Origin of the sequence: Lysinibacillus sp. 1 U-2021 (genome assembly GCF_029916965.1) — a bacterium.
GTDB lineage: Bacteria > Bacillota > Bacilli > Bacillales_A > Planococcaceae > Lysinibacillus > Lysinibacillus capsici.
This window is the reverse complement of sequence record NZ_CP123966.1, coordinates 800,672-825,184: the sequence shown is the minus strand read 5'-3', so window position 1 is coordinate 825,184 and position 24,513 is coordinate 800,672. Positions and strand designations below refer to the sequence as shown.

Sequence of the window (24,513 nt, the reverse complement as noted above, 5' to 3'; positions counted from 1 at the left end):
TCAAACTAGCTGATCGCCTTGCTCTTTATCTACTTGTTATTGCGTTTTTCATTATAGTCAACCCAGAAATCTGCACCTTTAATTCCTAGTTTACGAGGATCAAAGACTGGGTCTTTTCCTTCTTTTTTCTGTTTCTCGTAATCTTTTAATGCGATAATAGCTGGTTTCATGATAATTAAAATAGCTATAACGTTAATCCAAACCATCAAACCAAGACCTACATCTCCCATTGCCCATGCTAGACCAGACGTACGGATTGTACCATAAAAGGCTGCAACTAAAATGGCAATTTTCGCAATCCAAATGAATATCTTTTCTGTGCTACCTCTAAATAAATAAGCGACATTTGTCTCTGCAATATAGTAGTAAGCCATGATTGTTGTAAAGGCAAAGAAGAATAACGCAATGGCTACAAATGGAGCACCAAAGCCAGGTAATGATGAGTCAACTGCATATTGTGTATAGGCTGCACCTGCTTCAATACTTTTCGCAAAAGTCATTTGCTCATCACCAGCTAATCCACCACTATTGAATTCTCCAACATGAATAAATGGATCTGCTCCCTCAGCTGCCTTTTCATCTTGTACATTGTACATCCCCGTAAATAAAATCATAAATGCGGTAGCAGAACAAATTAATAATGTATCAATATACACAGATGCTGCTTGAACAATTCCTTGCTTAGCAGGATGTGATACTTCCGCAGCTGCCGCAGGGTGGGCCCCAGTTCCTTGACCAGCTTCGTTGGAGTAAATTCCACGTTTAACACCCCAAGCAATCGCTGAACCAATAACCCCGCCAAAAATTTCTTGAGCACCAAATGCACTAGAAAAAATTAATCCGATAACCGTTGGTACTTGTGAAATATTCATAAAAATAATGATAATGGCCATAATGATATAGGCTAATGCCATAAACGGTACAATAATCTGGGCAGCGTTTGCAATTGATTTAATACCACCAATGATAATAGCACCTAGTAACACAACAATTATAAGTCCTGTGATCCATGTATCCAAACCGAAAGCGTTTTCAACAGCACCTGCGATGGCATTCGACTGCACACCAGGCATCAAAATTAACATTGCTATTAAAGCCGCCACAGCAAAAATAACTGCAAACCATTTTTGGCCCATTCCTTTTTCTATGTAAAAGGCCGGTCCACCACGATATTCTGTATCTTTCTCTTCTTTATAGATTTGAGCTAATGTTGACTCTACATACGCGGTAGCCGCACCTATGAAAGCGATTGCCCACATCCAAAAGACAGCACCAGGTCCTCCCATTCCAATCGCTGTCGCAGTACCAGCAATATTACCTGTACCTACACGTCCTGATAATGCGATAGACATTGCTTGGAATGAAGATATTCCCTTTTCTGACTTCTCCCCTTTAAACATTAAAACAAACATATCTTTAATGTGCCTTACTTGTAGGAACCTTGTAATAATTGAGAAAAATAACCCAATTAATAAGATGCCATAAATAAACCATGGTCCCCATAAAATACCATTCAACTTCTCTACAATTACATCCATTTTACCCCTCCAATTTGAATTACCTTACTTTAAGTCATTATAGTATTACACTTTTCTGAAAATTACAATATTATTTTTAAGTAACAATATTTAAGTAAGTAACCTAGTAAATGGAAGGGTATAAACCTATTTAATTATATAACCAATTCTTCGAAGAGCATTATTAATAAAATCTCGTATATACATAAAAATCTCTTCGCGCTCTCCCTCATGAAATAAATTATGATAACAATTTGCCCATTCTTTAAACTGAAATTCCGTGAATTCCTGTTGATGAAGCCAATTTCGAGTTTGGCGAGTGTCCGTAATTTTATCCTTCTCAGCTGTCATAATTAGCATAGGCATATTAGGCATTTCACCTTTAGGCAGCATCACTAAATTTTTCATCATCTGCTGAAGTTCTCGATACCATTTCACAGAAACAACAGACATGAGCGGTACATCATCTTTCATTTCTTCTCTGCCTTCAACACTACGCGTTAATTTCTCTAATGTAATATCATGTGTCAATTTAACATTGGCCGTTAACGCACTTAGACTTGTTAAAGCATTTGTTAATTTACCTGGTAATAGCTTTAGTTGCAACCAAGGTGATGTTAAAATAATGCCTGCACATTCATATTGTCTCTTTTGCAGTGTATGGAGGATTAATGTTGCACCTAGTCCATGCCCTATTACAAAGGTTGGTAAATTATATGAAAAAGCATTTTCAATCAGGTTTCTTGTATACTTATTGTACAATTTGAAGTCTTCATCATGGACTCGAGCAAACCTTGCATTACCCCCATGATTCGGTAAATCTCCCATGACTATGTGGAAGCCTTCTAATCTTAATTTCTCTATCAGCCATGCATACCAACGGTGATTTTCATAAGCACCATGAAGAATAGCAATCACAGCTTTTGCTTGTCCATCAGCTTCCCATTTCCACATTACATAGTCCTCCTAAAAAATGATTACACTTTGATTATATCGAAATAAATAGCACATTTTAATTTTATATTTCCATAAAGTTGCGTATTTGATACGATAATACTACATTATAGAAAGAAAAGAGGCGATTTTCATGATTTATCCATTTAAAGATAAAACGCCAAAGATCGATCCGTCTGTTTTCATTGCTGATTACGCAACTGTTACGGGCGACGTAACAATTGGCACCGAAACAACTATTTGGTTTAATACGGTTATTCGTGGTGATGTTTCCCCAACGATTATTGGTAAACGTGTCAGTATCCAGGATCTTTGCTGTTTACACCAAAGCCCAAAATATCCGCTCATTATTGAAGATGAGGTAACAGTTGGACACCAAGTCACTTTACATAGTTGTACAATTCGCAAAAATGCCTTAATTGGTATGGGATCCATTATTTTAGACGGAGCTGAGATTGGAGAAGGTGCATTTATTGGAGCTGGAAGCCTAGTACCTCCTGGTAAAGTCATTCCTCCAAATAGTTTAGCATTAGGTCGTCCAGCAAAAGTTGTCCGAGAATTAAATGCTGAAGATAAAGAGGATATGGAACGCATCGTACGAGAATACGCAGAAAAAGGTCAATATTATAAATCACTTCAGAAATAAATAACCTACACAAAAAATCAATACTAACGAAAAAATCCCTCGCGTTTTCGTGTACCGAATATGTTCACGAATCCTAGCGAGGTATTTTTGTAAAAAAAACAAAAGGAGCAATGTTGCCCCTTTGCTTATTAATACATCAGAATAATTTTCTAATGACTTCATTACTTTAGTTCAATAGTTTATAAACGTGCTTTTTCTCGTAGCGCGTCTGCTTTATCAATTTGCTCCCATGGTACATTTAAATCTGTACGACCAAAATGTCCATACGCAGCAGTTTGTTTATAAATTGGACGACGAAGATCAAGCATTTTAATGATACCTGCTGGGCGTAGATCGAATAGCTCGCGTACCCATTCAACGATTTCGCTTTCTTTCACTCTACCTGTGCCAAATGTATCGACAGCAATGGAAACAGGCTGAGCAACGCCAATCGCATAGGCAAGTTGCACTTCAGCACGCTCTGCTAAGCCAGCTGCTACGATGTTTTTCGCTACATAACGTGCTGCATATGCCGCCGAACGGTCTACCTTGGTTGCATCCTTACCTGAGAAGGCACCACCACCGTGACGTGCATAACCACCGTATGTATCAACAATGATTTTACGCCCTGTTAATCCAGCATCACCTTTTGGCCCACCAATTACAAAACGGCCAGTTGGATTGATGAAGTATTTCGTATTAGCATCTAATAATTCACTCGGTACAACTGGTGCAATAACAAATTCTTTTAAATCTGCTTGAATTTGTTCAAGTGTTGCTTCTTCATCATGCTGTGTTGAAATAACAATTGTATCCACGCGAACCGGTACATTATTGTCATCATATTCAATCGTTACTTGCGTTTTACCATCAGGACGCAAATAGGCAAGTTCCCCTGATTTACGTACTTCTGTTAAACGGCGTGCTAATTTGTGTGCCAAGCTAATTGGTAATGGCATTAGCTCTGGTGTTTCATTACATGCATAGCCAAACATTAAGCCTTGGTCACCAGCACCAATTGCTTCTATGTCAGCATCTGTCATAGAGCCTTCACGTGCCTCTAATGCCTGATCAACACCTTGAGCAATATCAGGTGATTGTTCGCCAATTGCCACAAGCACCGCTAAGTTCTCTGCATCAAAGCCATATTTACCTCGTGTATAGCCAATTTCAGCTACAGTGTCACGAACAATACCTTTAATATCCACATAAGTAGAAGTAGTAATTTCTCCTGCTACTAATACTAATCCTGTTGTTACAGTTGTTTCACACGCTACACGTGCATTTGGATCTTCTGCTAAAATAGCATCTAAAATGGCATCCGAGATTTGGTCACAAATCTTATCTGGATGTCCTTCTGTTACACTCTCTGATGTAAACAGTCGACGGTTTGTCATTTGGTTTTCCTCCTAAATACTCTTACAATAAGTAGTTGTGTATGAATACGGTACTCATTACCCATGTCAAGTCCGCTCCTAAGGATTGAACTCTCAAGCCGTTACTGCTGCTTTTAACACGAGGATTTCGAAAGATCCGTCATTATAATAAGGAAAGAACTACATATACTTACCTTTACATTGATTTTTAACAATAAAAAAATCCTTTTCTCACGTTACTTTACATGAGGAAAGGAATAATGACTGCGTAACCTTTCACTCTTATCGTTCAAGGGATGTTCCCTTGCATCAGGTTGGCACCAACGCATGTCGTGAAATAGTTCATGCAGGTTGCCGGGTTTCACAGGGCCTGACCCTCCACCAGCTCGGGATAAGAGTATCCGTTCAATCTCATGTTACTGAAAAGGTCGAACGTTGTCAAATATTTTCTTATGTATTACTGTATAGAAAGGAAAGAACTTATTACACAAAAACTTTTCATACTTGGATGATGATGTAAATAGAAGCAAATTAATCCCTACAACATACCTAGCTACTTGTGGTAACATATGTGTGGCTCAATTTTCGTGCCTAATTACAGTAGGATTGATGGTATTCTACTCGAAAAACATTATTTTTTGTCAGTTTATTGAAAAGTGGTAAAAACTCTAAAATAATTTCTTAATTAGTATAGATTATTTAAGCAATTGTGTTATACTATTTTTGAAATTAAGAAAAAATCCCTCTAAATCAAGGGAATACTATAAAAAAGGATGGTATTTAATCGATGAATTCAGTAGAAATTGCAAACGAACTGAAGGAATTATTAAACGGCGGTAACATTAATGTTCAACTTTCAGTACCACAATTAGCAGAAAAAGCTACATCTCGTGGTGAAGCAATGTTAACAGTAGATGGCGCAGTTCGTGCAGAAACTGGCAAATACACTGGTCGTTCACCTAAAGATAAATATACGGTAGAAGAAGAAAGCACAAAAGATCAAATTGACTGGGGTAAAGTCAACCAACCGATTTCTTCTGAAGTGTTCGATAACCTATATGTAAAAGTAATAAAATATTTAAAAGAACGTGACGAGTTATTCGTATTCAAAGGCTTTGCAGGTGCTGACAAAGATTCACAATTAAGCATTCAAGTTATTAATGAATACGCATGGCACAATCTTTTTGCTCATCAATTATTTATCCGTCCAACAGCAGATGAATTAGCTTCTCATGTTGCTGACTTCACTGTCATCTCAGCTCCTAACTTTAAAGCAGATCCTGCGGTTGATGGTACTGCTTCTGAAACATTCATCATCGTATCACTTGAAAAGAAAATTATTTTAATTGGTGGTACAGAATATGCTGGTGAAATGAAAAAATCTATCTTTGGTATCATGAACTACTTATTACCACAACAAGGTATTCTTTCAATGCACTGCTCAGCAAACGTTGGTGAAGCTGGCGATGTAGCGTTATTCTTCGGTCTATCTGGTACTGGTAAAACGACGTTATCAGCTGATCCTGATCGTAAGCTAATCGGTGACGATGAACACGGTTGGTCTGATAATGGTGTATTCAACATTGAGGGTGGCTGCTATGCAAAAACAATCAACCTTTCTGCTGAAAAAGAACCAGAAATCTACAATGCGATTCGCTTCGGCTCTGTATTAGAAAACGTAGCTGTTGATCCAGAAACGCGTATTTGTGACTATGATGACGGATCACTAACAGAAAATACTCGTGTAGCTTATCCAATCCAATACATCGAAAATATCGTTGATCCTTCTGTTGCAGGTCATCCAAAAACAATCATCTTCCTAACAGCTGATGCATTTGGTGTATTACCTCCAATCAGTAAATTAACTAAAGAACAAGCAATGTATCACTTCCTAAGCGGGTTCACTTCTAAACTTGCTGGAACTGAACGTGGTGTGACTGAGCCAGAACCAGTATTCTCTACTTGCTTCGGGTCTCCATTCCTTCCACTTCCTGCAACAGTATACGCAGAAATGTTAGGACAAAAAATTGACGAGCATGGGGCACAGGTATACTTAGTAAACACTGGTTGGACTGGTGGCGAATATGGCACAGGTAGCCGTATGAAACTTTCTTATACACGTACAATGGTCCGTGCAGCAATCGATGGTAAATTAGCAGATGTTGAAACAACACAAGATGCTGTGTTTGGTTTACACATTCCAACAGCGGTTGAAGGCGTACCTTCAGAAGTGTTAAATCCTCGTGAAGCTTGGGCAGATAAAGCTGCATACGATGCAAAAGCTGCTGAGCTTGCAGGCTTATTCAACGAAAACTTCAAGAAATTCTCAAACGTTTCTGAAGCCATCACTACACTTGGTGGTCCATTAAAATAACATCTATTTAAAAGACAAAGGGAACAATTAATTCGTTCTCTTTGTCTTTTTGTTTTCTCTATGCTTTATTGCTGTTTCATCCACTTGCAAAGAGCACGAACAGTTTCACGATTTTTTGCTGGTGGATATTGATGTGCATAGGTAAGATCATACCAAGTTTCGAATGATTTATTTGCTTCCTCTAAAAAAAATGCCAATTGTCTGGCATGTTCAATATCCACATTTTCATCACGATAGCCATGAATGATAAGAACGGGAGCTGTTATACGCTCTATCTCAAAAAGAGGTGTCCTTGCATCATACGCTTCTGGTACACGATTAGGTGTTCCTCCGATAACGCGCTTCATCATCCTGCGCATATCTGTACGTTCCCAATAAGTGGCTGTTGCATCAGAAACACCTGCCCATGTTACAACAGAAGTAATATCCCTCCTTAAAATAGCTGTCCACAGAGCCATAATACCACCTCGTGAAAAACCAAAAACATGAATATTGTCATTGCAGAATTGTTTGAGTACATCTACGGCATAGACCGCATCGTAACGGTCTGCCCCTGCAAACTCGTCACGACCCTCTCCCCCACGATTCCCACGATAATATGGGGCAAATACGATAAAGCCCTGCGCCGCAAATTGTGCAATACGAGAGGGTCTTACCATCCCAATGCTTTGCATGCCGCCCCTTAAATATAAAAAGCCATCATATGTACCTTCTGTCTTTGGCTCTGCTAATAGTCCTTTTATACGTAAGCCCATTGAAAGATAGGTTATTTCCGTTAAACGTATAGCTGGATTTGGTGAAGGATAGGGGCGTTTTTCGATAATATCACCATTGTGTGTCACGATGTTTCAGCTCCTCCAGCATTTTCTTCATCCCCTCATCCTTCATGTGAAAACTCAAGTTAGGATGCTGAGCAAATTCTTCATCGGTTAACCAAAGCATGCCTGACGTTTCTAAATCAAATTCTATATCCTCTTGCGCTAAAAATTGTGCAGTGAAAACGGATTTACAAAAAACGATTTCATCATACACTGCATACTCTGCAAACCATTGAAGGTTCTTCACATGAACACCCGTCTCTTCAAAAACTTCTCGAATCGCCGCCTCCTCTAAGGTTTCGCCTTCTTCTAATTTCCCTCCTGGCACTTCTACACCACGTCGTTTATGGACAGTACATAACCATTTATTTTCATGCTTTAATAGGACGAGGACGTGTTTAGGTTCTACTTTAAATTCGCCTCTTGTAAAACTCAAATCTACTTGTAGGCCATGTAAATCTGTAAATGTTAACATCTCTTCAACCTCACGTTCTTTCTTGTTGCAAAACAAAAGTTACTTGCTTCATCATACTTCTATTTTATGGACAGAATTTAAACATCATTCCTATTCATCTATATTAACTATATTGTAAACCTACAATGACAAGCAACCCTAAGCTACAGTCTTGTAAAGCATGAAAAAAGCGTGCTTCATAGGAAGACACGCTTTTCTTTAGATTACTTGCTGACCATCAAAATAGACGATAGGACTTTTCACAACACAATCAATATGAACATCTGATGCATTGGCTCCACCGAATGGCGCATTACTGCCAAATGCGATATGGATGGTCCCATACACCTTCTCATCCTCTAATACATTGCCACATAGGATGGCACTTTTATTGGCTCCGATGCCAAACTCTGCAATGACTCTACCATTGCCTTCACCAAGTAATGCCAGTAGTCGTGGACCATCAGGACCGACTGCTTCTTCTAAGCGACCATTCTTTATTTTTAATAATAATGGCTCCTTTAAGACACCAATATTAGCAATAGAGCCATCTACTAAAATCTCTCCATTCGCAGATGTTTCTATTGGTGCAATATATGATTCTCCTGAAGGAATATTTCCATACTCACCAGGTTGACGAATAACCCCTGTGGAACGTATTCCGAAACGGCCTTCTACACTAAACATCAGCTCATGGCCATCCTTGACAATACGAATATCTTTAGCCGTATCAAGTAAAAGGGCATATTTTTCTACCGTAGCTTCGATCTCCTGTGCATCTGCATGAAGGGCACCTTGCTCCAGCATCTCCAATGTTACCCCTGGCATTGTTGCTACACGTCCACCCTTTTCACAGGCATGTTTACGAGCCAGTGTATGTGTTAGGGAGTGGGAGGTAATACACAGTGCAACATCGGCATTAGCCATAAGCTCAGAAACTGCATGGATTGGCTCCTGCCCGGATTTCTCTAACAGGGGCATCACCATGAACATTGTATTTGCAGTAATTGACAGTCCAGCTTCATAAAAAATTTTCGCGATGTCTTGTTTGTGGCTATCCGTCAAAATTAATAGTGACTCTGAAGAATGAACATTTAGATTGCCTTTTAAAACATTTAGTGCAATATCATGTAAATGATGCATAATAGGACTCCTTAATTAAAATTTAAATGATATCTACGAATAATTCCTTCTATTTCATTTCTAGCTTCTGTTAAAGGTCCCAAAAACTCCGGAACACGTTGCTCTGTAAAACGATAAATTGGTCCAGAAACGGTAATAGACGCTACGACCTGCTCCTCACTATTAAATATAGGCATAGCTAGCGCCAATACATCGACCGAATACTCACTATTACTAAGTGCATAGCCACATGTTCTAATTTTTTCTAGCTCTGCCCTTATTTCTGTGGCATCTGTCATCGTATTATTTGTATAAGCTGTTAATGGTTCATCTATGACCTTTGCAACTTGCTCTTCATTTAAAAAAGCAAGCATCGAACGATAAGATGCTCCTACATACAGTGGGGATCTACTTCCTCTTGAAACTGTAAATTTTACCTTATTTACAGGTTCTGCTTTTAGTAATGTTAACGCTTCCAGTCCATTCAGTACGGTAAAAATGGCTGTTTCACCAGTGACATCCTTTAATTTATCAAGAACTGGCATACATAGCTGATCTATGTTTAATGAATCATACATATTCATACCTATTTCCCATAATGCAATACCAAGAGAATATTTTTTTGTTATAGGATCTTTTGTAATAAACCCATTATTTTCGAAGGTTTCAAGAATGCGATATAAATTTGTATGATTCATGTTCATCGCCAGTGCTAACTCTCGACCACCCCATGTGGGTTTTTCCTTTGTAAACATTTTTAAAACCGCAATTGATAAATTTAATGTCTTTAGCATATCTCTCATCCTTCTGAACTATTTATCTGTACAAACGGCTGCAAATCTCTCTCTTAAGGGGGAAATAATCGACAGATTTAGCAGCCGTCAGCACCTGATATCACTTTATCAAAAGTAAGAGAGTAGCTAATCTCTTACTTTTGATATAGGAAATCAACAGCAGCAGTTATATAAACTTTTGCACAGCGTACGATATCCTCAACACGTACTTTTTCATTATAACCATGAATACTTGGTAAATAAGCTGGGCCGTATTGCAATACAGGAATATCATATTGTCTGAAATGACGAGCGTCACTGCTTGCCCATTGCATGACACCATATGCCTCTTGCCCTGTAACATACGATATATTTTCCACTATCGATTGGCAAACAGGATTTTCAGCAGGCGTATAATTGGCTACGCTTTTGAAGCCAAAACGTTGGATTGAATAATCGATAGCCAAGCCATCTAGTTTAGTTGTCAAGATTTCTGTTACTTCTTCTTGTGTAATACCAAATGGTAAACGACAATCGACCTGGACCTTACAGTAATCCGGGATTACGTTTGACTTCGTACCTCCCTCAATTGTACCAATATTTACAGTAATTTTCTCTAAAACTTCTTGATATTTCAAGCGATCTTTCTCCACTTCACGCATGTATTTTTTTGATACCTCGATAAGTGGCTGTACCTCTTCAGGTATTGTGATTTCTACATCCCATAGTGTACGAATCTCTTGTATAGCTCGAATTGCATCGACAATGGCATTTCGTCCAGCCAATGGTGACAGGCTTCCATGACCAGGTTCCCCACGCACCTCTAATTCAAACCAGTAAGAGCCCTTTTGTCCAATAGTTGGGTTTAAAGGCGAAGAGGGCTCAGCGATTAAACAACCATCTCCCTGCACATAGCCTCGCTCTAACAGCCAAGGAACACCAAATTCACCGCCAGTTTCTTCATCTGGTACGATCGCCAAAGTTAATTTCCCTGGTAGTTCAATGTTCAGTTTCTTTAATAACTTTGTTGCAAAAATAATACCTGCTAAACCGGCTTTCATATCACTCGCCCCGCGTCCAAGCATCCAGCCATCCTTCACTTCTCCTGAAAACGGATCAAAATCCCATTTTGATAGATCACCGACAGGAACAACATCGGTATGGCCACAATAAACGAGTTCTTTTCCTTCCCCATTTCCAATAGAAGCTACTAAATTAAACATTTTATCAGCAGCTTCATATTTTTGATAAGTAATGCCTACATCATTTAAATAGTTTTCGATAAAAGCTGTTATTTCAGTCGTATCCCCCGGAGGATTGACACTTGGGATTTGAATGAGCTTTGAACAAAACGCTATCAATTCATCTTGATGATTTTCAACTGCCTCTACTAATTGAGCTTTAAGTGCTTGTAAATCATTCATGTGTGTGTACCTCCTTTCCTTTCGTTTGTAAATGACGCATGCTACCATATAAGCCTTTCATATGTGTAAATTGTGTTTCATCAAAGAAAGAGCATTTATTAGCACCGTAAGTTTTTGCTACCTCTAACACAAATCGCACAACATTTTCTACATCTGTGACATGGGTTGCACCTGTTGCACAGCCTGCCACAACAGATTCAGTTGTAATCGCTACACCTACAACAGGGCTAGATGTTGCAACTGCTGGTTGTAAAATACTATTGATATGGAATAAACCATTCCCATAGGGTGTAATGTCTTGCATCGTAATCGGCAGCACAACTGGAGAAATGCCAGCAGATTGTGTATATACGTGCAATAAATCATCACTTATTTTTAATATGTAACCTTCTTTGACAGTTGGCGTTATCGCAAATCCTTTATGGTTACATACTTGATTGCCTTTTGTTGTATCAATTGATAGAATAGCATCCATTGTATCTTCTACTTCATTTTCGTTCATGACACTAATATCCACTGGCGAGTTCATAAATGGCACTGGCTCATGTGGTAAGGTTGGAGCTGTTGGACAAATATGTGTGGAGAAAATAACGTCACCCTCTAATGGATCACCCTTTAAGACCATATCAATAGCTTTTGCTGCTCCTGCCAGACATGCCAGTGCGCCGTCTCCATCTGATACAAAGCCTGTCATTTCAGGGCGTGCTCCAATACCACCTAATCGTCCAATAATTCCTAATGTAGGTGCATTCCCGCCAGAGGATTTGCCGTTCTTTCCTTTCACGAGGACACGAACAAAATCAGTTGAGCCGCTTTCGCCTTGAATAGTTTTTACCTTGACATCTGCTGTGGAATCAATATTGTGTAAATACTTCTTAATCGTGTCTCCGTTTACATAAATACTATCCATTACCTCGTATAATTCAATAACATGCTTCAATGACATAATCAGTCCGCTCCTTTTTCTGCTTCAATAAATTTTATCTTTCGTTAAATTGATGATACTTCTTGCTGTATCGACTTATATAAATGACACGATACTTGATGTGTAGCTGATACTGTATCAAGTGTCGGTTGGACCTCTGCACATTTTTCTGTAGCAAAACGACAACGCTTATGGAATGCACAGCCACTCGGGGGATTAACCGGGCTTGGAACATCGCCAGATAAAATAATACGGTCCTTTTTATCAAAAGGATTTTCCTTAGGTATGGCCGATAACAAGGCTTGTGTGTAAGGATGCTGAGGGTTCTTATAAATTTCCTTGTATGTGCCAATTTCTACTATTTTCCCTAAATACATGACAGCAATACGATCACACATGTAGTTCACCACATTCAAATCATGTGAAATAAAAATATAGGTTAAACCGAATTCTTTCTGTAAATCTTTTAATAGATTGATAACCTGAGCCTGTACAGAGACATCTAATGCTGAAACAGGTTCATCACACACCACAATATCTGGATTCAGTGCAAGAGCCCGAGCAATATTTATACGTTGTCTTTGTCCACCAGAAAATTCATGTGGATGGCGCTTTGCATGGTAGGCACTTAATCCGACCGTTTCCAGTAATTCAACTACCCGCTTTTTACGGGATGCCTCATCACCAATCCCATGGATCACTAATGGCTCAGCAATAAGATATTCAATCGTTTTACGAGGATCGAGTGATGCATAAGGATTTTGGAAAACCATTTGGATGGATTTTCGAGCAGAGCGAATATCTTTTGAATTTAAGCTTGCTAAATCCGTTCCCTTAAATTCAACTATTCCCTCTGTTGGTGAAATTAGCTGGTTGATTAAACGGGCGACCGTCGATTTACCACACCCCGACTCTCCCACAATCCCCAGTGTCTCGCCTTTATATAACTCAAAACTTACACCATCTACCGCCTTCACAAATTGTGTTGGTTTTTTAAAAGGAATTGAACTTTTAATGGGAAAATGCTTTTTTAAATTACTTACCTTTAAGACAAGTTCATTGTATTGTTGCATTAAAAATTCCCTCCTTCCTTGGGACAATTTGATCTTTTGCTTGTAAATGGCAGGCTACAAAATGGTTGTCCTGTACTTCCACTAAGTCAGGCACCGTACTACGACAAATATCTGTCGCTAAAGGACATCGTGCTGAGAAGTGACAGCCACTATATGGCATTGTTAAATCTGGCGGACTACCTGGAATAGCCGGCAGCCTTTGTTGCTCTTGTGTCCCCATTGTAATTTGAGACTCTAATAATCCCCACGTATAGGGATGTAAAGGTTTTTCATAGAGCTGTCTGGTTGTAGTAGACTCTACTGTACGACCTGCATACATAACATTTACTTTGTCACATAGCTCCCAAACCACACCTAAATCATGCGTTATCATAATAATGGCTGTATCATGTTCTTGTTGTAATTTTTTCATTAAATCAAGAATTTGAGCTTGTACAGTTACATCTAGTGCAGTTGTTGGCTCATCCGCAATGAGTAGTTTCGGGTTACAAGCTAGGGCAATAGCAATCATGACACGCTGACGCATTCCTCCTGAAAATTCATGAGGATACATTTTTAATCGTTTCTCTGGCTCAGGAATCCCAACCATTTTTAACATATCAACGGCTTTGATAGCGGCATCTTTCTTCGATATTGTTTCATGTGCTTGGATGACTTCAATAATTTGATTGCCCACTGTTAATACGGGATTCAAACTTGTAATGGGATCTTGGAAAATCATTGAGATGTCATTGCCTCGCACATTGCGCATTTCCTTTTCAGAAATTTCGATTAAATCGCGGCCATTAAATAGAATTTTTCCATTCGTTATTTTTCCTGGCGGAGATGGAATTAAACGCATGAGAGCAGTGGCTGTAACACTTTTTCCTGATCCTGACTCTCCCACAATACCTAGTGTTTCCTTCTTATTTAATTGTAAATTTACTCCATTAACAGCTTTCATTGTAGAGCCGCCACTTTTAAATTCTACTGTTAAGTTTTCTACATCTAGTAAACGTTCAGTCATGACTCCACCCCCTTCCATTAAACTTTCATTTTCGGATCTAATGCATCGCGTAATCCATCCCCTAATAGGTTAATTCCAAGAACTGTTAATAAAATACAAATGCCTGAAAATGTCGCCATTTGGGGATTTAATACTAAAAAGTCTTTGCCATCTTTTAAAATACTGCCCCATGAAGCTGTTGGTGGTTGAACGCCTAATCCTAAAAAGCTAAGGGCAGCTTCTGAAATAATAGCGCCAGCTGTACTCATCGTTCCATAGACAATTAAAGGGGCTAAACAGTTCGGTAATATATGGCTAAAAATGATCCTCGTATGTGTAGCACCTAAAGAATGCGTTACTTCAACGAATTCCTCCTCTTTTACACTTAACACCTGTCCTCGAACAAGTCGTGCGAAACCTGGAATATTAGCAATACCAATCGCAACAATGACATTGACAAGTCCTTGCCCTAATACCGTCATTAATGTAATAGCTAGTAATATAAATGGGAATGCGAAAAGACCATCCATTGTGCGCATAATAATGGAATCAATGCGTCCACCAAAATACCCTGCCACTAAGCCTAGCAGTGTGCCAAACACAGCACCAAATAGCACCGCCGCAATCCCAACAATCATTGAGATTCGTGTACCGTAAACTAAGCGACTAAACAGATCACGGCCATAGTTATCTGTTCCTAATAAATGTCCTTCTGTATTCATCGGTAAAAACGATTTACCGACAATCATTTCATTCGGTGGATGGGTAGCAATCAATGGGGCAAAAATAGCAACAATACCCATTAAAGTGACAATGATTAACCCAATTGTCGCTAATTTATTTTTTAGCAACTTGCGCAATAACGTATTTCTTTTTTTCGTTTCTTGGACGATTGCTTGAGTCATTGTTATTTTTTCCCCCCATCCGATTCTAAATTGACCTTAGGATTGACCACTTTATAAAGTACATCGACTACTAAGTTAACAAGCACAAAGATAAACGCAATGAAAATAACAGTACCTTGGACGACTACAAAGTCACGTTTATCAATGGCATCTACAATTAATCGACCCATCCCAGGCCAACTAAAAATTGTTTCTGTTAAAACCGCTCCGCCCAGTAAATTAGAAATTTGCATTCCTAACACGGTTAAAATCGGTGTTAGCGCATTCTTAAATGCATGTTTACCAATTACTAAATATTCTTTAATACCTTTAGAACGAGCTGTTTTAATATAATCTTGCGAAATAACCTCTAACATACTTGAACGGGTAATCCGTGCAAATGTCGCCATTGGAATCGTTGCTAAAGCAAATGCTGGCAAAATTAAATGTTTCAAATAGGTCCATAGGCCATCACTGATATTCCCCATCCCAGTCGCTGGGAACCAACCAAGGTTAACACTAAAGAATAAGACAAGCATGATGCCCAACCAGAAAATTGGCATAGATACACCAACTAATGACACAAGCATTACAACATAATCAATGATGGTATTTTGCTTTCTCGCTGCAAATATTCCTGCTGGGATGCCAATCACGACGGCTATTAACAGCGCTGCCAATGCCAATATCACTGTATTAGGGAACCTTTCGAGAATAAGTCCGATGACAGACTCACTATAAGAATAGGAATATCCTAAATTTAACTGTGCTAGATCTCCTACATATGAAATAAATTGCGAAGGCATGGATTTATTTAATCCTAGCTCTTCTCTTAAATTCTCTACATCTTCTACACTTGCTTGTGGTCCAAGCATGACTGAAGCAGGGTCACCAGGAATCATTCGCGTAATAATAAAGACGATAATTCCTACTACTAGCAGTGTCGGGATGAGGTTAACTAATCTTTTTAAAATAAATGAGCCCATCTTAGCAAGACCTCCTTTTCATTATTAGAATCAGTGGTTCATATTGTGAATAACCACATAGTACACCACTCAATAATTGTTTGTAAATATATTTTTTTCTGAATCTTTGTAATTTTATATTTACTTTCTATTTACAAGTGTGCTAATTTTAATCTCGAACCTACCATTTTTGAATCAACGGTTCATATTGTGAAACAAAAACTAAGGAGGCTAGTGCATATGAAGAAATTAAACGTAAGAAAGTCTTTACTACTACTCTTTTTAACTTTACTAATTGGTGTTTTAGCTGCTTGTGGTGGAAACAATGAGAAAAGTACTTCAACGGATGAAAAAGAGGGAGAAGCTACTTCTGGAGGCACATTAAATATTGGTCTGTCAGCCAATGCAAAAACATTTGATCCGATCAAATATACTGGGGTTTATGAATCACAGGTGATGCGCCAAATGGCTGATACGTTAGTTGTTTATAACAAAGATCTATCTGATATCATCCCTTCGTTAGCAACTGAATGGAATGTATCAGAGGATATGTTAGTCTACACATTCAAATTACGCGAAGGTGTTAAATTCCAAAAAGGTCAGTATCAGGATGGCCGTGAAATGACAGCTGAAGATGTCAAATACTCTTTAGAACGATCTGCTAAAGAATCTGCTATGAATCGTTTAAGTGGTGTGACAGAAGTGAAAGTGTTATCGGATTATGAAGTAGAGATTCACTTAGCTACACCAAATGCTGCCCTACTTGCTATGCTAACGGATGCAGGGAATATTATTATTCCAAAAGAAGAAGTTGAAGGATGGGGCGATAATTTTTCTGAACACTTTGTTGGTACAGGTCCATTCCAACTAACAGAATGGAAAAAAGACCAAGAAGTAAAATTAGTTCGTCACGATAATTATTGGGGCGATAAGCCAAATGTCGATAACTTAACAATGAAGTTTATCTCCGATCAAAATATGATGACCAACGCATTACGTTCTGGTGATATTGATATTGCCATGGACGTTAAAGGTCAAAACCGAGAAATCATCAACCAAGATAGTAACCTTGAGCTTTTAACAAATCCAGGTCTATCGATTGTTTATCTTGATCTTAATAACAAAGTAGGTCCAACTGCTGACAAACGCGTTCGTGAAGCGATTTATATGGCAACAAATGTAGAGGAAATTATTTCTGGCGTTAACCAATGGGGTGGCGGCGATGTTTCTTATTTACCATTACCACCTGGTTCATGGGGATATGATCAATCGTTAGTTGATATGGTACCAAAATATAATCCAGAAGAAGCAAAAAAATTACTAGCAGAGGCTGGTTACGCTGATGGCTTCAAGACAGAGATTTTCGTATCAGAAGCACGTGTTCCTTACGCAACGATTTTCCAAAGTCAGTTAAAGAAGAACTTAAATATTGATGTGGAAATAAAAGTGCTTGAATGGGGTACTTACAGTGATACTGTGGCAAAGGGTAATGCGCCAATGAATATTGGTGGCTGGACTTGGTACCCAGATCCTTATTTCTTCCTTTATCAATTATTCCACACAAATCAAATTGGTGCGTTAGGAAATGGTAAAGGCTACAGCAATCCAGAAGTGGATAAATTATTAGAACGCGCCGTATCAGAAACAGTAGTGCAAGAAGAACGTGCAAAATTATACCAAGAAGCATTAAAGCTGATTTTAGCGGATGTTCCTCGTATTGAATTAGAGGCAACACAAACGGTTGCAGGTGTAAACAAAAAAGTACAGGGCTTTGAGGTTTCTGCTGATAACTCCGTACAAATTGTGCATCCAAATGGTACAAACGTATCCATTACTAAATAATTAAACTTGAAAAGTGGAGATACCAGTCTCCGCTTTTCTCTTCATAAGGAGAGATTTGACCCGATGACACGCTATATAAATGGACTTGTTTTTAATTCTGAGACTCGTAGCTTTCATAAGCAATCTTTTCAAGTGCAAGGGCAATACTTTGAACCCGCTACTCATTCACCTGAAACAGAGTTGGATTTAGATGGCTACTATATTACACCAGGTTTTATCGATAGCTGCTCACAAATCGGTCTAGCTGAAATAGGGATTCGTTGGGAAGGTGATGATAGCTATGAATTTGACTCACATTTGCAATACTCTGTCGTTGATGGCATATACCCATTTGATACTGCTTTTCAAAAAGCTGTTTCTCATGGGGTGACTGCATCTCATATTGTTCCCTCTCCTAAAAGCTTGATAGGTGCAAAAACGGCTATTATTCACCATACACATACAACGGTTGATGAAATGGTTATTTCAAAAGATGTGGCTTATTCCTTCTCTATTGGACATCAGGCAAAAAGTACATTTTTCGCTGAAAAGAAAAAACCACTCACTCGTATGGGCATCGCCAAAATTTTAAGAGAAACATTACAACAAATTCAGCAACAGGAGCCGTCCATTACGAAAATCGTTATTCGAGCGCACAAAGCCGTTGATCTTGAATTCATTAGCCGCCTTCAACAAGAATTTGGGTCAATTTTTGATTTTCATATTATCCATGGCACTGAAATTACATTCCTTCATGAAACATCCTTTAATACGGTTATAGCTGGTCCTACATTTCGATATATTGAGCACAATGAGATGATGGCACTATCACCCAAACTGTATCATCAACTGTATAAGCACAGTATTCCATTCGTTTTTTGTACGGATCATCCTGTTAGTAGCACCTCGCATCTAACATTAGAAGGATGCTTAGCTGTAAGAGAAGGTATGGCACGCCAGGACGTGCTATATGCTCTGACAACCGGGGCTGCAAATTTTCTAGGGATTGCCCATCTAACAGGTGCTATTCGTGATGGTCTTCTTGCTGATTTTGTTATTTGGGATAAGCATCCATTAAATTTAGATGCCCAGGTTGTCGCAACCTATATTAAAGGAACAAAAGTTTATGCACGGGAAGAAGGGTTTACACAATGATTATTTATCATCATGCAAAGTTTCATACAGTCAATGAGCAGAACGATACTTGTGAACAGTTATGGATCGAAAATGGGCGTATTGTCTATATTGGACCAGCCAAAGAATTCTCCCCACAAGCAGAGCTAGTTGATCTACAGGGAGCTTATGTTACACCAGGATTAATTGATATTCATGCACATGTCGGAACATGGGCTGAAGTCACTGAAGACATTAATGATGCCAATGAATATAGCGAACCCTTTACACCTCTTATGCACGCTTTAGACAGTGTAGATATCCGACACTTTTCCTTTCAACATGCGTTAGAAGGGGGCGTAACCACTGTGCAAACTGGGCCAGGTAGTGCCAATGTCATTGGTGGTATTTGGAGCATTCTTAAAACAGCAGGACCTACCCTTTCCTCTCGTGTTTTAGTAGAGCGGAGCGGTTTAAAGGGGGCCCTAGGGGAAAATCCGAAAAACGTCTTTGGCAATCAGTATAAGCGCAAGCCGATGACTCGTATGGCCATTGCACAGCTTTTACGAGATGGTTTCCAACGTGCAAGTCAACTCAATGAACAACAACAAACTGAGCAAATTAAAGAAAATGCTGAGTTACGCCCGTTTATTGAGGTACTTCGAGGCGACATGCCACTTCGCCTTCACTGCCATAGAGCAGATGACATTATGACAGCAATTAGAATTGCCAAAGAATTTAATGTGAAGCTTCATTTAGAGCACTGCACAGAAGGCTATCTCATTGTGGATGCCGTTAAAGAAAGTGGATTCCATGCAACGCTTGGGCCCTATATGTTAACGCCATCTAAATACGAAACGCGTCATTCTACACCCGCAATTGCTGCCGTTTTTAAAGAACATAATATTCCATTTGCTATCATGACAGATCATCCATTTGTACCAATTCAATACTTAAAGTATTGTGCCACAGAAGCGATTCGTTATGGTTTAGATGAAGTCACAGCCCTCAAAAGTATTACGATCAATGCAGCTAAGCTTGTACAGCTTGATCACCGCATTGGCAGCCTTGAGGAAGGCAAAGATGCTGATTTTGTGGTTTGGTCGCACCCTATTTTTGAAACAGAAGCAAAGGTTTTACAAACTTATGTAAATGGACAAAAATATTACGAAGCGGAGTGAACGCAATGCAACATTCGAAAATTGCCGTTGTAACAATTGGTCAGGCACCTCGTAAAGATATGGCAGAGGATATACAGCAATTAAGAGAAGCAGGTTTACATGTTCATGAATTCGGTGTACTGGATTCACTATCCTCAGAGGAAATTGCTACACTTTCGCCTTCTCTTGAGGACCCAGATGTTTTAGTGACACTTCTTACCAATGGTCGACAAGTAAAGCTCAGTAAACAAAAGCTCATGCCTTATATTCAAAGCTGCATTGATGATCTACATGAATTCACTTGGATACTACTTATGTGTACAGGAGATTTTACGAATAAATTATCCTATAAAAATCTTTTACTACCTGATCGTATGATGACTAATTTAGTGAAGGGCTTACATACAGAATTAGCCATTGGTTTGATAGGCCCCGAACCCGAACAACATCGAACGGTTGCAGAGAAATGGCAAAAAGCACAGTTCGATGTAACTTTTTCAGCAAGCTCCCCATACCACTTTGATAACCAACATTTATTGTCAAAAGCACAACAATTAGAAGAGCAAGGAGCCGATTTGCTTATACTTGATTGTATGGGCTATTCCACAACGATGAAAAACATGATTAAAGATCAACTCACTATCCCCATCATTGTCCCTCGAGAAGCGGTTTTTACAATTTTAAAAGCCATTTGCTAATAGAAGAAAAGGTCACTTCTGATTCAGTGACCTTTTCCCCTATTCGCTAGACACGTTTGTTGAAATAAGGAAGCTGCTCAACGAATGCCTTCGTATCATCATCTCCATATTCATGAACAAGTGCATAGATTTTCATTAATCTTTTATCTATTTCATCATTTTCTCTATCTTGGTGATACTGTATATACGGTAACTGTGCACGCCATGCATTCGAAATTTCTAACAGTTGCATTTGCTGAAAGATTCTCTCAAATACATCTAATGCCTGTCGATCTACATTGAGTTCGAAATTCCATGGTCCTGCATATGGGTTGGTATAATACGTTCTATTGGCAAGTGAAAAATATACGCGCTGACGATCCATCTTTACGATTCACTCCTTTTTCCATAGTATGGAGTGATAGGTGTTGTTTTATTCGCATTTATGTCAAACTTCCTTCACAATTAATAGGACCAGATAATTTATAATAGGTATGATGAATAAAGAACGGAGTGAATACTATGAGTTTAACTACGCTCTTAATAGTCGCAGTTATCATCGTTATTTTAATCACCATTGCGACAATTATCAGTGTCAACCGTGCCTATGCCTTTAAACATACTGTTGATGAAAAACCGAAACAAAACTATCATCAAGAGGAAAATTAAATACCATTACTGAATTTGGAGTGAAATAAATGGGCGTACCTTTACCAATTATCATTATGATTGCGATGATGATGCTAATGTTTGGTGTTTCTGTCATTATCATTATGAAGAAGAAAAATAATATTTTTACACAAACAATTGATCCAAAGCCTGAACAACTTACGTCTCAGCAAAAGGAAGAGCAACGATGAAATACCCCTTTATTTGGCTCATCCAGTTTTATAGAAAGTTTATTTCACCTATGACGCCACCTACTTGTCGTTTTCATCCTACCTGTTCTTCTTATGGGCTCGAAGCTTTTCAAAAGCACGGTGCATTCAAAGGCTTTCTCTTAACTATTACACGTATATCCAAATGTCATCCATTTCATCCTGGTGGCTTTGATCCTGTGCCTGAAAAATGGCCTTCGAAAAAGAATTAATTTCGGAGGGCATTTTTTTCTTGTACTTTTTTAAGTTGTGCGTTATCATAATAACTGTTCTAAAAAACAAATCGTAATGATTACTATTTAAGAGAGGTATCTTACTTATATGAAAAAACTATCTGTATTATTGTTAGTCGCAGTTCTTGCTTTATTTACTGCCGCTTGTGGAGACAAATCGTCCACATCCCAAAAGACTGAGGAAAAAAATAAATTAAGTGTTTATACAACGGTTTATCCGTTAAGCTATTTTGCGCAGCGCATTGGTGGCGATTATGTTGAAGTAGCTTCTATTTACCCAGCTGGTGCGAATGAACATACCTTCGAGCCAACTCAAAAAGATATGATGAAATTAGCAGATGCTGATATCTTTTTCTATATTGGCTTAGGACTTGAAGGCTTTGTAGAAAACGCTAAAAAAACTTTAGCAAACGAAGATGTCACAATGGTGGCAACTGCTGATGACGTTTCAGATGAAAAATTAGCTGTAAGCACAGGACATGTTCATGCAGAAGATGAAGAACATGAAGCAGACGCACATGATGAGCATGAGCACGGTACAACCGAGGAAGAGCATGAACATGAAGCTGAAGAACATGGACATGATGAGCATGAACATGGCGATATCGATCCGCATGTTTGGTTATCTCCTACAATTAGTCAAGACTTAGCACTGGCTATCAAAAACACACTAGTTGAAAAAATGCCAGCTCAGGAGGCAACTTTTAACACAAATTATGATGCATTAGTAAAAGAATTACAGGATTTAGATCAAGATTTCAAAGCAATGACTGACAAAGCACAAAATAAAACATTCTTTGTATCCCATGCTGCATTTGGCTATATTGCTGGTCAATACGGCTTAACTCAAGTGCCGATTGCTGGCTTGAATTCACAAAATGAGCCATCTCAAAAGGAATTAACAAAGATTGTAGACAAAGCAAATGAATTGCACATTCACTATATTTTATTTGAACAAAATGTCTCTTCCAAATTAGCAGAGATTATTCAAAAAGAAGTTGGTGCAGAATCTCTTGTCTTGCATAATTTAAGCGTATTAACAGCTGATGATGAAAAAAATAAGGAAACCTATTTCACATTGATGCAAAAAAATATTCAAACATTAGAAAAAGCTTTAAGCGTTCAATAATATGAGTAAGGAGGTGCCCCTCTATTGGGACACCTCCTTTATTATGACGTATTTTTCTTGTGGCATCCGTTTTTCCGTTCGATAAAAAGACCCTAGCCACTTCATTGTTTTTTGCTTAGTCACATGCTTAGCTTTTGGCTGAAGGACAACAAAAGCCATTATACTACTTTCTACTAGCATCGGTGGCCACTCAGTAAAGTTAAACTGAACTAAATGGTCTTGTTTATTTGTTTTTTGAGTAACAAGCTTCATCGGCTGTTCCACTAATTGTTGTACGGCTAACCGATTTTCTCCGATGATTGATAACCCCATAATTTGATTCAATTGATGTTGTATAGGTGTTGCTAAACTTTGTCTTTTTGTTTCTTCCTGTAAATCTATATATTTTTCGCTTGTTGCAGCGGGGAAACTTGCATAATCCCATGTATGATCTTGTGCTAATTGGCGATCCGACACTAAAAAATATTGATAGCGAACTTCTCCTTTACGATCAGGCAAAGGGTCATCCCATGTCACATCAATATGATACCAAGCATGATCAAGTTTCACTAATACCCAGGCATGTAGCTGTTCTCCTACTTTTCCTGGTACATATTGTACCTCAAAACCCAGCATTTCTAACATTCGATATAGCACTAAAGCATATGCCTGACAGACGCCCTTATTCTCCGTTAATAATGTATATGGAGAATATTGACTTCCTTCTGTTTCCTTAGAGTATTCCGCGGACAATACAATAAAATCATGTGCAGCCTGTAGTTTTTCTATGTCACTTAATCCATGCATAGGTGCAATAATATTTTCCAAAGTTTGCTCGACAAATAACGCCTCTGTTTGTGATAGATGGTACGTAAATGCAAAGGCAATGACAATATTATTGCTATAACCCTCGTACTTCCATTGGAAACTTGAAATATTAGTATAAATATAAGAGTTTTCAATTGCATTTTTAGTAATTTCTGTTAGTTCATCTTTTATCTCGGCTAAGTCACCAGTATAACGAATCGAGAATTCGGATGATAGATGCATAACTTCTTTATTAATGAGAGATTGTAGTGTTTCAATTGAATGAGCTGTTGCTACATCTTCTTTTTCATAGTTTGCAAATACTTGCACATGACTCATTTGTAGAACAAATAATATAATGACAACATTATATATATATTTCCTCATATGAGTCATTCTCCTTTACTAAATAGTTTATGCCTCTCTTTTTTTATTATGTTAATAAAT

25 protein-coding genes and 1 riboswitch are annotated in these 24,513 nt (G+C 38.4%); of the genes, 10 read left to right on the top strand and 15 right to left on the bottom strand.

Annotated features, from left to right (window positions below):
* Positions 1-29 precede the first annotated feature (29 nt).
* Both QH639_RS04380 and QH639_RS04375 read right to left on the bottom strand, forming a co-directional pair.
* Positions 30-1,538: an alanine/glycine:cation symporter family protein gene (locus QH639_RS04380; RefSeq protein WP_131521269.1), complete on the bottom strand. Its 1,509-nt coding sequence runs from the start codon at positions 1,536-1,538 to the stop codon at positions 30-32.
* A gap of 126 nt (positions 1,539-1,664) precedes the next feature.
* Positions 1,665-2,471 (bottom strand): alpha/beta hydrolase, encoded by an 807-nt coding sequence (locus QH639_RS04375; RefSeq protein ID WP_054549914.1) that lies wholly within the window; start codon positions 2,469-2,471, stop codon positions 1,665-1,667.
* 133 nt (positions 2,472-2,604) lie between these two features.
* Between QH639_RS04375 and QH639_RS04370 the strand changes: the two genes are divergently transcribed.
* Positions 2,605-3,117: a gamma carbonic anhydrase gene (locus QH639_RS04370; RefSeq protein ID WP_281115676.1), complete on the top strand. Its 513-nt coding sequence runs from the start codon at positions 2,605-2,607 to the stop codon at positions 3,115-3,117.
* 179 nt (positions 3,118-3,296) lie between these two features.
* Here the strand turns inward: QH639_RS04370 and metK are convergent, their stop codons facing one another.
* Entirely contained in the window at positions 3,297-4,493 is a 1,197-nt protein-coding gene (gene metK, locus QH639_RS04365) for a methionine adenosyltransferase (protein WP_004225981.1), read from the bottom strand.
* A 258-nt stretch (positions 4,494-4,751) separates the two neighbouring features.
* Positions 4,752-4,870, bottom strand: a riboswitch (SAM riboswitch).
* 389 nt (positions 4,871-5,259) lie between these two features.
* Here metK and pckA point away from each other — a divergent pair.
* Positions 5,260-6,846, top strand: coding sequence for a phosphoenolpyruvate carboxykinase (ATP) (pckA, locus tag QH639_RS04360; RefSeq protein ID WP_066038097.1), 1,587 nt, complete (start codon positions 5,260-5,262; stop codon positions 6,844-6,846).
* 65 nt (positions 6,847-6,911) lie between these two features.
* Here the strand turns inward: pckA and QH639_RS04355 are convergent, their stop codons facing one another.
* The 10 genes from QH639_RS04355 to QH639_RS04310 form a co-directional block, all read right to left on the bottom strand.
* Entirely contained in the window at positions 6,912-7,688 is a 777-nt protein-coding gene (locus QH639_RS04355) for an alpha/beta hydrolase family protein (protein WP_131521267.1), read from the bottom strand.
* Positions 7,672-8,139 carry an NUDIX domain-containing protein gene (locus tag QH639_RS04350; protein ID WP_054549912.1) on the bottom strand — a complete coding sequence of 156 codons (468 nt, stop codon included), beginning with the start codon at positions 8,137-8,139 and terminating at the stop codon, positions 7,672-7,674. The genes QH639_RS04355 and QH639_RS04350 overlap by 17 nt, the downstream gene beginning before the upstream one ends.
* Positions 8,140-8,337: 198 nt before the next feature.
* Positions 8,338-9,261 carry an aminopeptidase gene (locus tag QH639_RS04345; protein ID WP_131521266.1) on the bottom strand — a complete coding sequence of 308 codons (924 nt, stop codon included), beginning with the start codon at positions 9,259-9,261 and terminating at the stop codon, positions 8,338-8,340.
* Positions 9,262-9,272: 11 nt separating this feature from the next.
* Positions 9,273-10,034, bottom strand: coding sequence for an IclR family transcriptional regulator (locus tag QH639_RS04340; RefSeq protein ID WP_131521265.1), 762 nt, complete (start codon positions 10,032-10,034; stop codon positions 9,273-9,275).
* 134 nt (positions 10,035-10,168) lie between these two features.
* Positions 10,169-11,437 (bottom strand): M20 family metallopeptidase, encoded by a 1,269-nt coding sequence (locus tag QH639_RS04335; protein WP_048391075.1) that lies wholly within the window; start codon positions 11,435-11,437, stop codon positions 10,169-10,171.
* Positions 11,430-12,383, bottom strand: a complete 954-nt coding sequence (locus QH639_RS04330; RefSeq protein ID WP_281115675.1) for a DUF1177 domain-containing protein — start codon at positions 12,381-12,383, stop codon at positions 11,430-11,432. Before QH639_RS04330 ends, QH639_RS04335 begins: the two co-directional genes overlap by 8 nt.
* A gap of 44 nt (positions 12,384-12,427) precedes the next feature.
* The gene (locus QH639_RS04325; RefSeq protein ID WP_066038101.1) at positions 12,428-13,435 is read right to left on the bottom strand and encodes an ABC transporter ATP-binding protein; all 1,008 of its coding nucleotides are present in this window, start codon (positions 13,433-13,435) and stop codon (positions 12,428-12,430) included.
* Entirely contained in the window at positions 13,419-14,441 is a 1,023-nt protein-coding gene (locus QH639_RS04320) for an ABC transporter ATP-binding protein (RefSeq protein WP_237898513.1), read from the bottom strand. The genes QH639_RS04325 and QH639_RS04320 overlap by 17 nt, the downstream gene beginning before the upstream one ends.
* Before the next feature lie 17 nt (positions 14,442-14,458).
* Positions 14,459-15,325, bottom strand: a complete 867-nt coding sequence (locus tag QH639_RS04315; RefSeq protein WP_004225950.1) for an ABC transporter permease — start codon at positions 15,323-15,325, stop codon at positions 14,459-14,461.
* Positions 15,326-15,327: 2 nt separating this feature from the next.
* Entirely contained in the window at positions 15,328-16,290 is a 963-nt protein-coding gene (locus QH639_RS04310) for an ABC transporter permease (RefSeq protein ID WP_004225947.1), read from the bottom strand.
* A 219-nt stretch (positions 16,291-16,509) separates the two neighbouring features.
* On the opposite strand from QH639_RS04310, the gene QH639_RS04305 reads away from it, so the two are divergent.
* The 4 genes from QH639_RS04305 to QH639_RS04290 all read left to right on the top strand — a co-directional run bounded on the left by QH639_RS04305 (position 16,510) and on the right by QH639_RS04290 (position 21,061).
* Positions 16,510-18,111, top strand: coding sequence for an ABC transporter substrate-binding protein (locus tag QH639_RS04305; RefSeq protein WP_281115674.1), 1,602 nt, complete (start codon positions 16,510-16,512; stop codon positions 18,109-18,111).
* Between the two features lie 63 nt (positions 18,112-18,174).
* Entirely contained in the window at positions 18,175-19,245 is a 1,071-nt protein-coding gene (locus QH639_RS04300) for an amidohydrolase family protein (protein ID WP_131521259.1), read from the top strand.
* Positions 19,242-20,384 carry an amidohydrolase family protein gene (locus tag QH639_RS04295; protein WP_259419438.1) on the top strand — a complete coding sequence of 381 codons (1,143 nt, stop codon included), beginning with the start codon at positions 19,242-19,244 and terminating at the stop codon, positions 20,382-20,384. Before QH639_RS04300 ends, QH639_RS04295 begins: the two co-directional genes overlap by 4 nt.
* A 5-nt stretch (positions 20,385-20,389) precedes the next feature.
* Positions 20,390-21,061 (top strand): AroM family protein, encoded by a 672-nt coding sequence (locus QH639_RS04290; protein WP_131521257.1) that lies wholly within the window; start codon positions 20,390-20,392, stop codon positions 21,059-21,061.
* A gap of 46 nt (positions 21,062-21,107) precedes the next feature.
* On the opposite strand, the gene QH639_RS04285 is transcribed toward QH639_RS04290, so the two are convergent.
* On the bottom strand, positions 21,108-21,425 hold the full coding sequence (locus QH639_RS04285; protein ID WP_009371464.1) for a hypothetical protein: 318 nt from the start codon (positions 21,423-21,425) through the stop codon (positions 21,108-21,110).
* A 137-nt stretch (positions 21,426-21,562) separates the two neighbouring features.
* Between QH639_RS04285 and ytzI the strand changes: the two genes are divergently transcribed.
* The 4 genes from ytzI to QH639_RS04265 all read left to right on the top strand — a co-directional run bounded on the left by ytzI (position 21,563) and on the right by QH639_RS04265 (position 23,280).
* Entirely contained in the window at positions 21,563-21,709 is a 147-nt protein-coding gene (gene ytzI / locus QH639_RS04280) for a YtzI protein (protein ID WP_004225932.1), read from the top strand.
* A 29-nt stretch (positions 21,710-21,738) separates the two neighbouring features.
* Positions 21,739-21,900 (top strand): hypothetical protein, encoded by a 162-nt coding sequence (locus QH639_RS04275; RefSeq protein WP_016992522.1) that lies wholly within the window; start codon positions 21,739-21,741, stop codon positions 21,898-21,900.
* Positions 21,897-22,130, top strand: coding sequence for a membrane protein insertion efficiency factor YidD (yidD, locus tag QH639_RS04270; RefSeq protein ID WP_016992521.1), 234 nt, complete (start codon positions 21,897-21,899; stop codon positions 22,128-22,130). Before QH639_RS04275 ends, yidD begins: the two co-directional genes overlap by 4 nt.
* 109 nt (positions 22,131-22,239) lie before the next feature.
* Positions 22,240-23,280 carry a metal ABC transporter solute-binding protein, Zn/Mn family gene (locus tag QH639_RS04265; RefSeq protein WP_281115673.1) on the top strand — a complete coding sequence of 347 codons (1,041 nt, stop codon included), beginning with the start codon at positions 22,240-22,242 and terminating at the stop codon, positions 23,278-23,280.
* Between the two features lie 21 nt (positions 23,281-23,301).
* On the opposite strand, the gene QH639_RS04260 is transcribed toward QH639_RS04265, so the two are convergent.
* The gene (locus QH639_RS04260) at positions 23,302-24,453 is read right to left on the bottom strand and encodes a transglutaminase domain-containing protein (protein ID WP_131521255.1); all 1,152 of its coding nucleotides are present in this window, start codon (positions 24,451-24,453) and stop codon (positions 23,302-23,304) included.
* Positions 24,454-24,513 lie beyond the last annotated feature (60 nt).

What these genes read in the sequence shown, in the direction of transcription:
- QH639_RS04380 (WP_131521269.1), bottom strand. Translation starts at nt 1,538, where the DNA reads ATGGATGTAATTGTAGAGAAGTTGAATGGTATTTTATGGGGACCATGG.
- QH639_RS04375 (WP_054549914.1), bottom strand. Translation starts at nt 2,471, where the DNA reads ATGTGGAAATGGGAAGCTGATGGACAAGCAAAAGCTGTGATTGCTATT.
- QH639_RS04370 (WP_281115676.1), top strand. Translation starts at nt 2,605, where the DNA reads ATGATTTATCCATTTAAAGATAAAACGCCAAAGATCGATCCGTCTGTT.
- metK (WP_004225981.1), bottom strand. Translation starts at nt 4,493, where the DNA reads ATGACAAACCGTCGACTGTTTACATCAGAGAGTGTAACAGAAGGACAT.
- pckA (WP_066038097.1), top strand. Translation starts at nt 5,260, where the DNA reads ATGAATTCAGTAGAAATTGCAAACGAACTGAAGGAATTATTAAACGGC.
- QH639_RS04350 (WP_054549912.1), bottom strand. Translation starts at nt 8,139, where the DNA reads ATGTTAACATTTACAGATTTACATGGCCTACAAGTAGATTTGAGTTTT.
- QH639_RS04345 (WP_131521266.1), bottom strand. Translation starts at nt 9,261, where the DNA reads ATGCATCATTTACATGATATTGCACTAAATGTTTTAAAAGGCAATCTA.
- QH639_RS04340 (WP_131521265.1), bottom strand. Translation starts at nt 10,034, where the DNA reads ATGCTAAAGACATTAAATTTATCAATTGCGGTTTTAAAAATGTTTACA.
- QH639_RS04335 (WP_048391075.1), bottom strand. Translation starts at nt 11,437, where the DNA reads ATGAATGATTTACAAGCACTTAAAGCTCAATTAGTAGAGGCAGTTGAA.
- QH639_RS04330 (WP_281115675.1), bottom strand. Translation starts at nt 12,383, where the DNA reads ATGTCATTGAAGCATGTTATTGAATTATACGAGGTAATGGATAGTATT.
- QH639_RS04325 (WP_066038101.1), bottom strand. Translation starts at nt 13,435, where the DNA reads ATGCAACAATACAATGAACTTGTCTTAAAGGTAAGTAATTTAAAAAAG.
- QH639_RS04320 (WP_237898513.1), bottom strand. Translation starts at nt 14,441, where the DNA reads ATGACTGAACGTTTACTAGATGTAGAAAACTTAACAGTAGAATTTAAA.
- QH639_RS04315 (WP_004225950.1), bottom strand. Translation starts at nt 15,325, where the DNA reads ATGACTCAAGCAATCGTCCAAGAAACGAAAAAAAGAAATACGTTATTG.
- QH639_RS04310 (WP_004225947.1), bottom strand. Translation starts at nt 16,290, where the DNA reads ATGGGCTCATTTATTTTAAAAAGATTAGTTAACCTCATCCCGACACTG.
- QH639_RS04305 (WP_281115674.1), top strand. Translation starts at nt 16,510, where the DNA reads ATGAAGAAATTAAACGTAAGAAAGTCTTTACTACTACTCTTTTTAACT.
- QH639_RS04300 (WP_131521259.1), top strand. Translation starts at nt 18,175, where the DNA reads ATGACACGCTATATAAATGGACTTGTTTTTAATTCTGAGACTCGTAGC.
- QH639_RS04295 (WP_259419438.1), top strand. Translation starts at nt 19,242, where the DNA reads ATGATTATTTATCATCATGCAAAGTTTCATACAGTCAATGAGCAGAAC.
- QH639_RS04290 (WP_131521257.1), top strand. Translation starts at nt 20,390, where the DNA reads ATGCAACATTCGAAAATTGCCGTTGTAACAATTGGTCAGGCACCTCGT.
- QH639_RS04285 (WP_009371464.1), bottom strand. Translation starts at nt 21,425, where the DNA reads ATGGATCGTCAGCGCGTATATTTTTCACTTGCCAATAGAACGTATTAT.
- ytzI (WP_004225932.1), top strand. Translation starts at nt 21,563, where the DNA reads ATGAGTTTAACTACGCTCTTAATAGTCGCAGTTATCATCGTTATTTTA.
- QH639_RS04275 (WP_016992522.1), top strand. Translation starts at nt 21,739, where the DNA reads ATGGGCGTACCTTTACCAATTATCATTATGATTGCGATGATGATGCTA.
- yidD (WP_016992521.1), top strand. Translation starts at nt 21,897, where the DNA reads ATGAAATACCCCTTTATTTGGCTCATCCAGTTTTATAGAAAGTTTATT.
- QH639_RS04265 (WP_281115673.1), top strand. Translation starts at nt 22,240, where the DNA reads ATGAAAAAACTATCTGTATTATTGTTAGTCGCAGTTCTTGCTTTATTT.
- QH639_RS04260 (WP_131521255.1), bottom strand. Translation starts at nt 24,453, where the DNA reads ATGAGGAAATATATATATAATGTTGTCATTATATTATTTGTTCTACAA.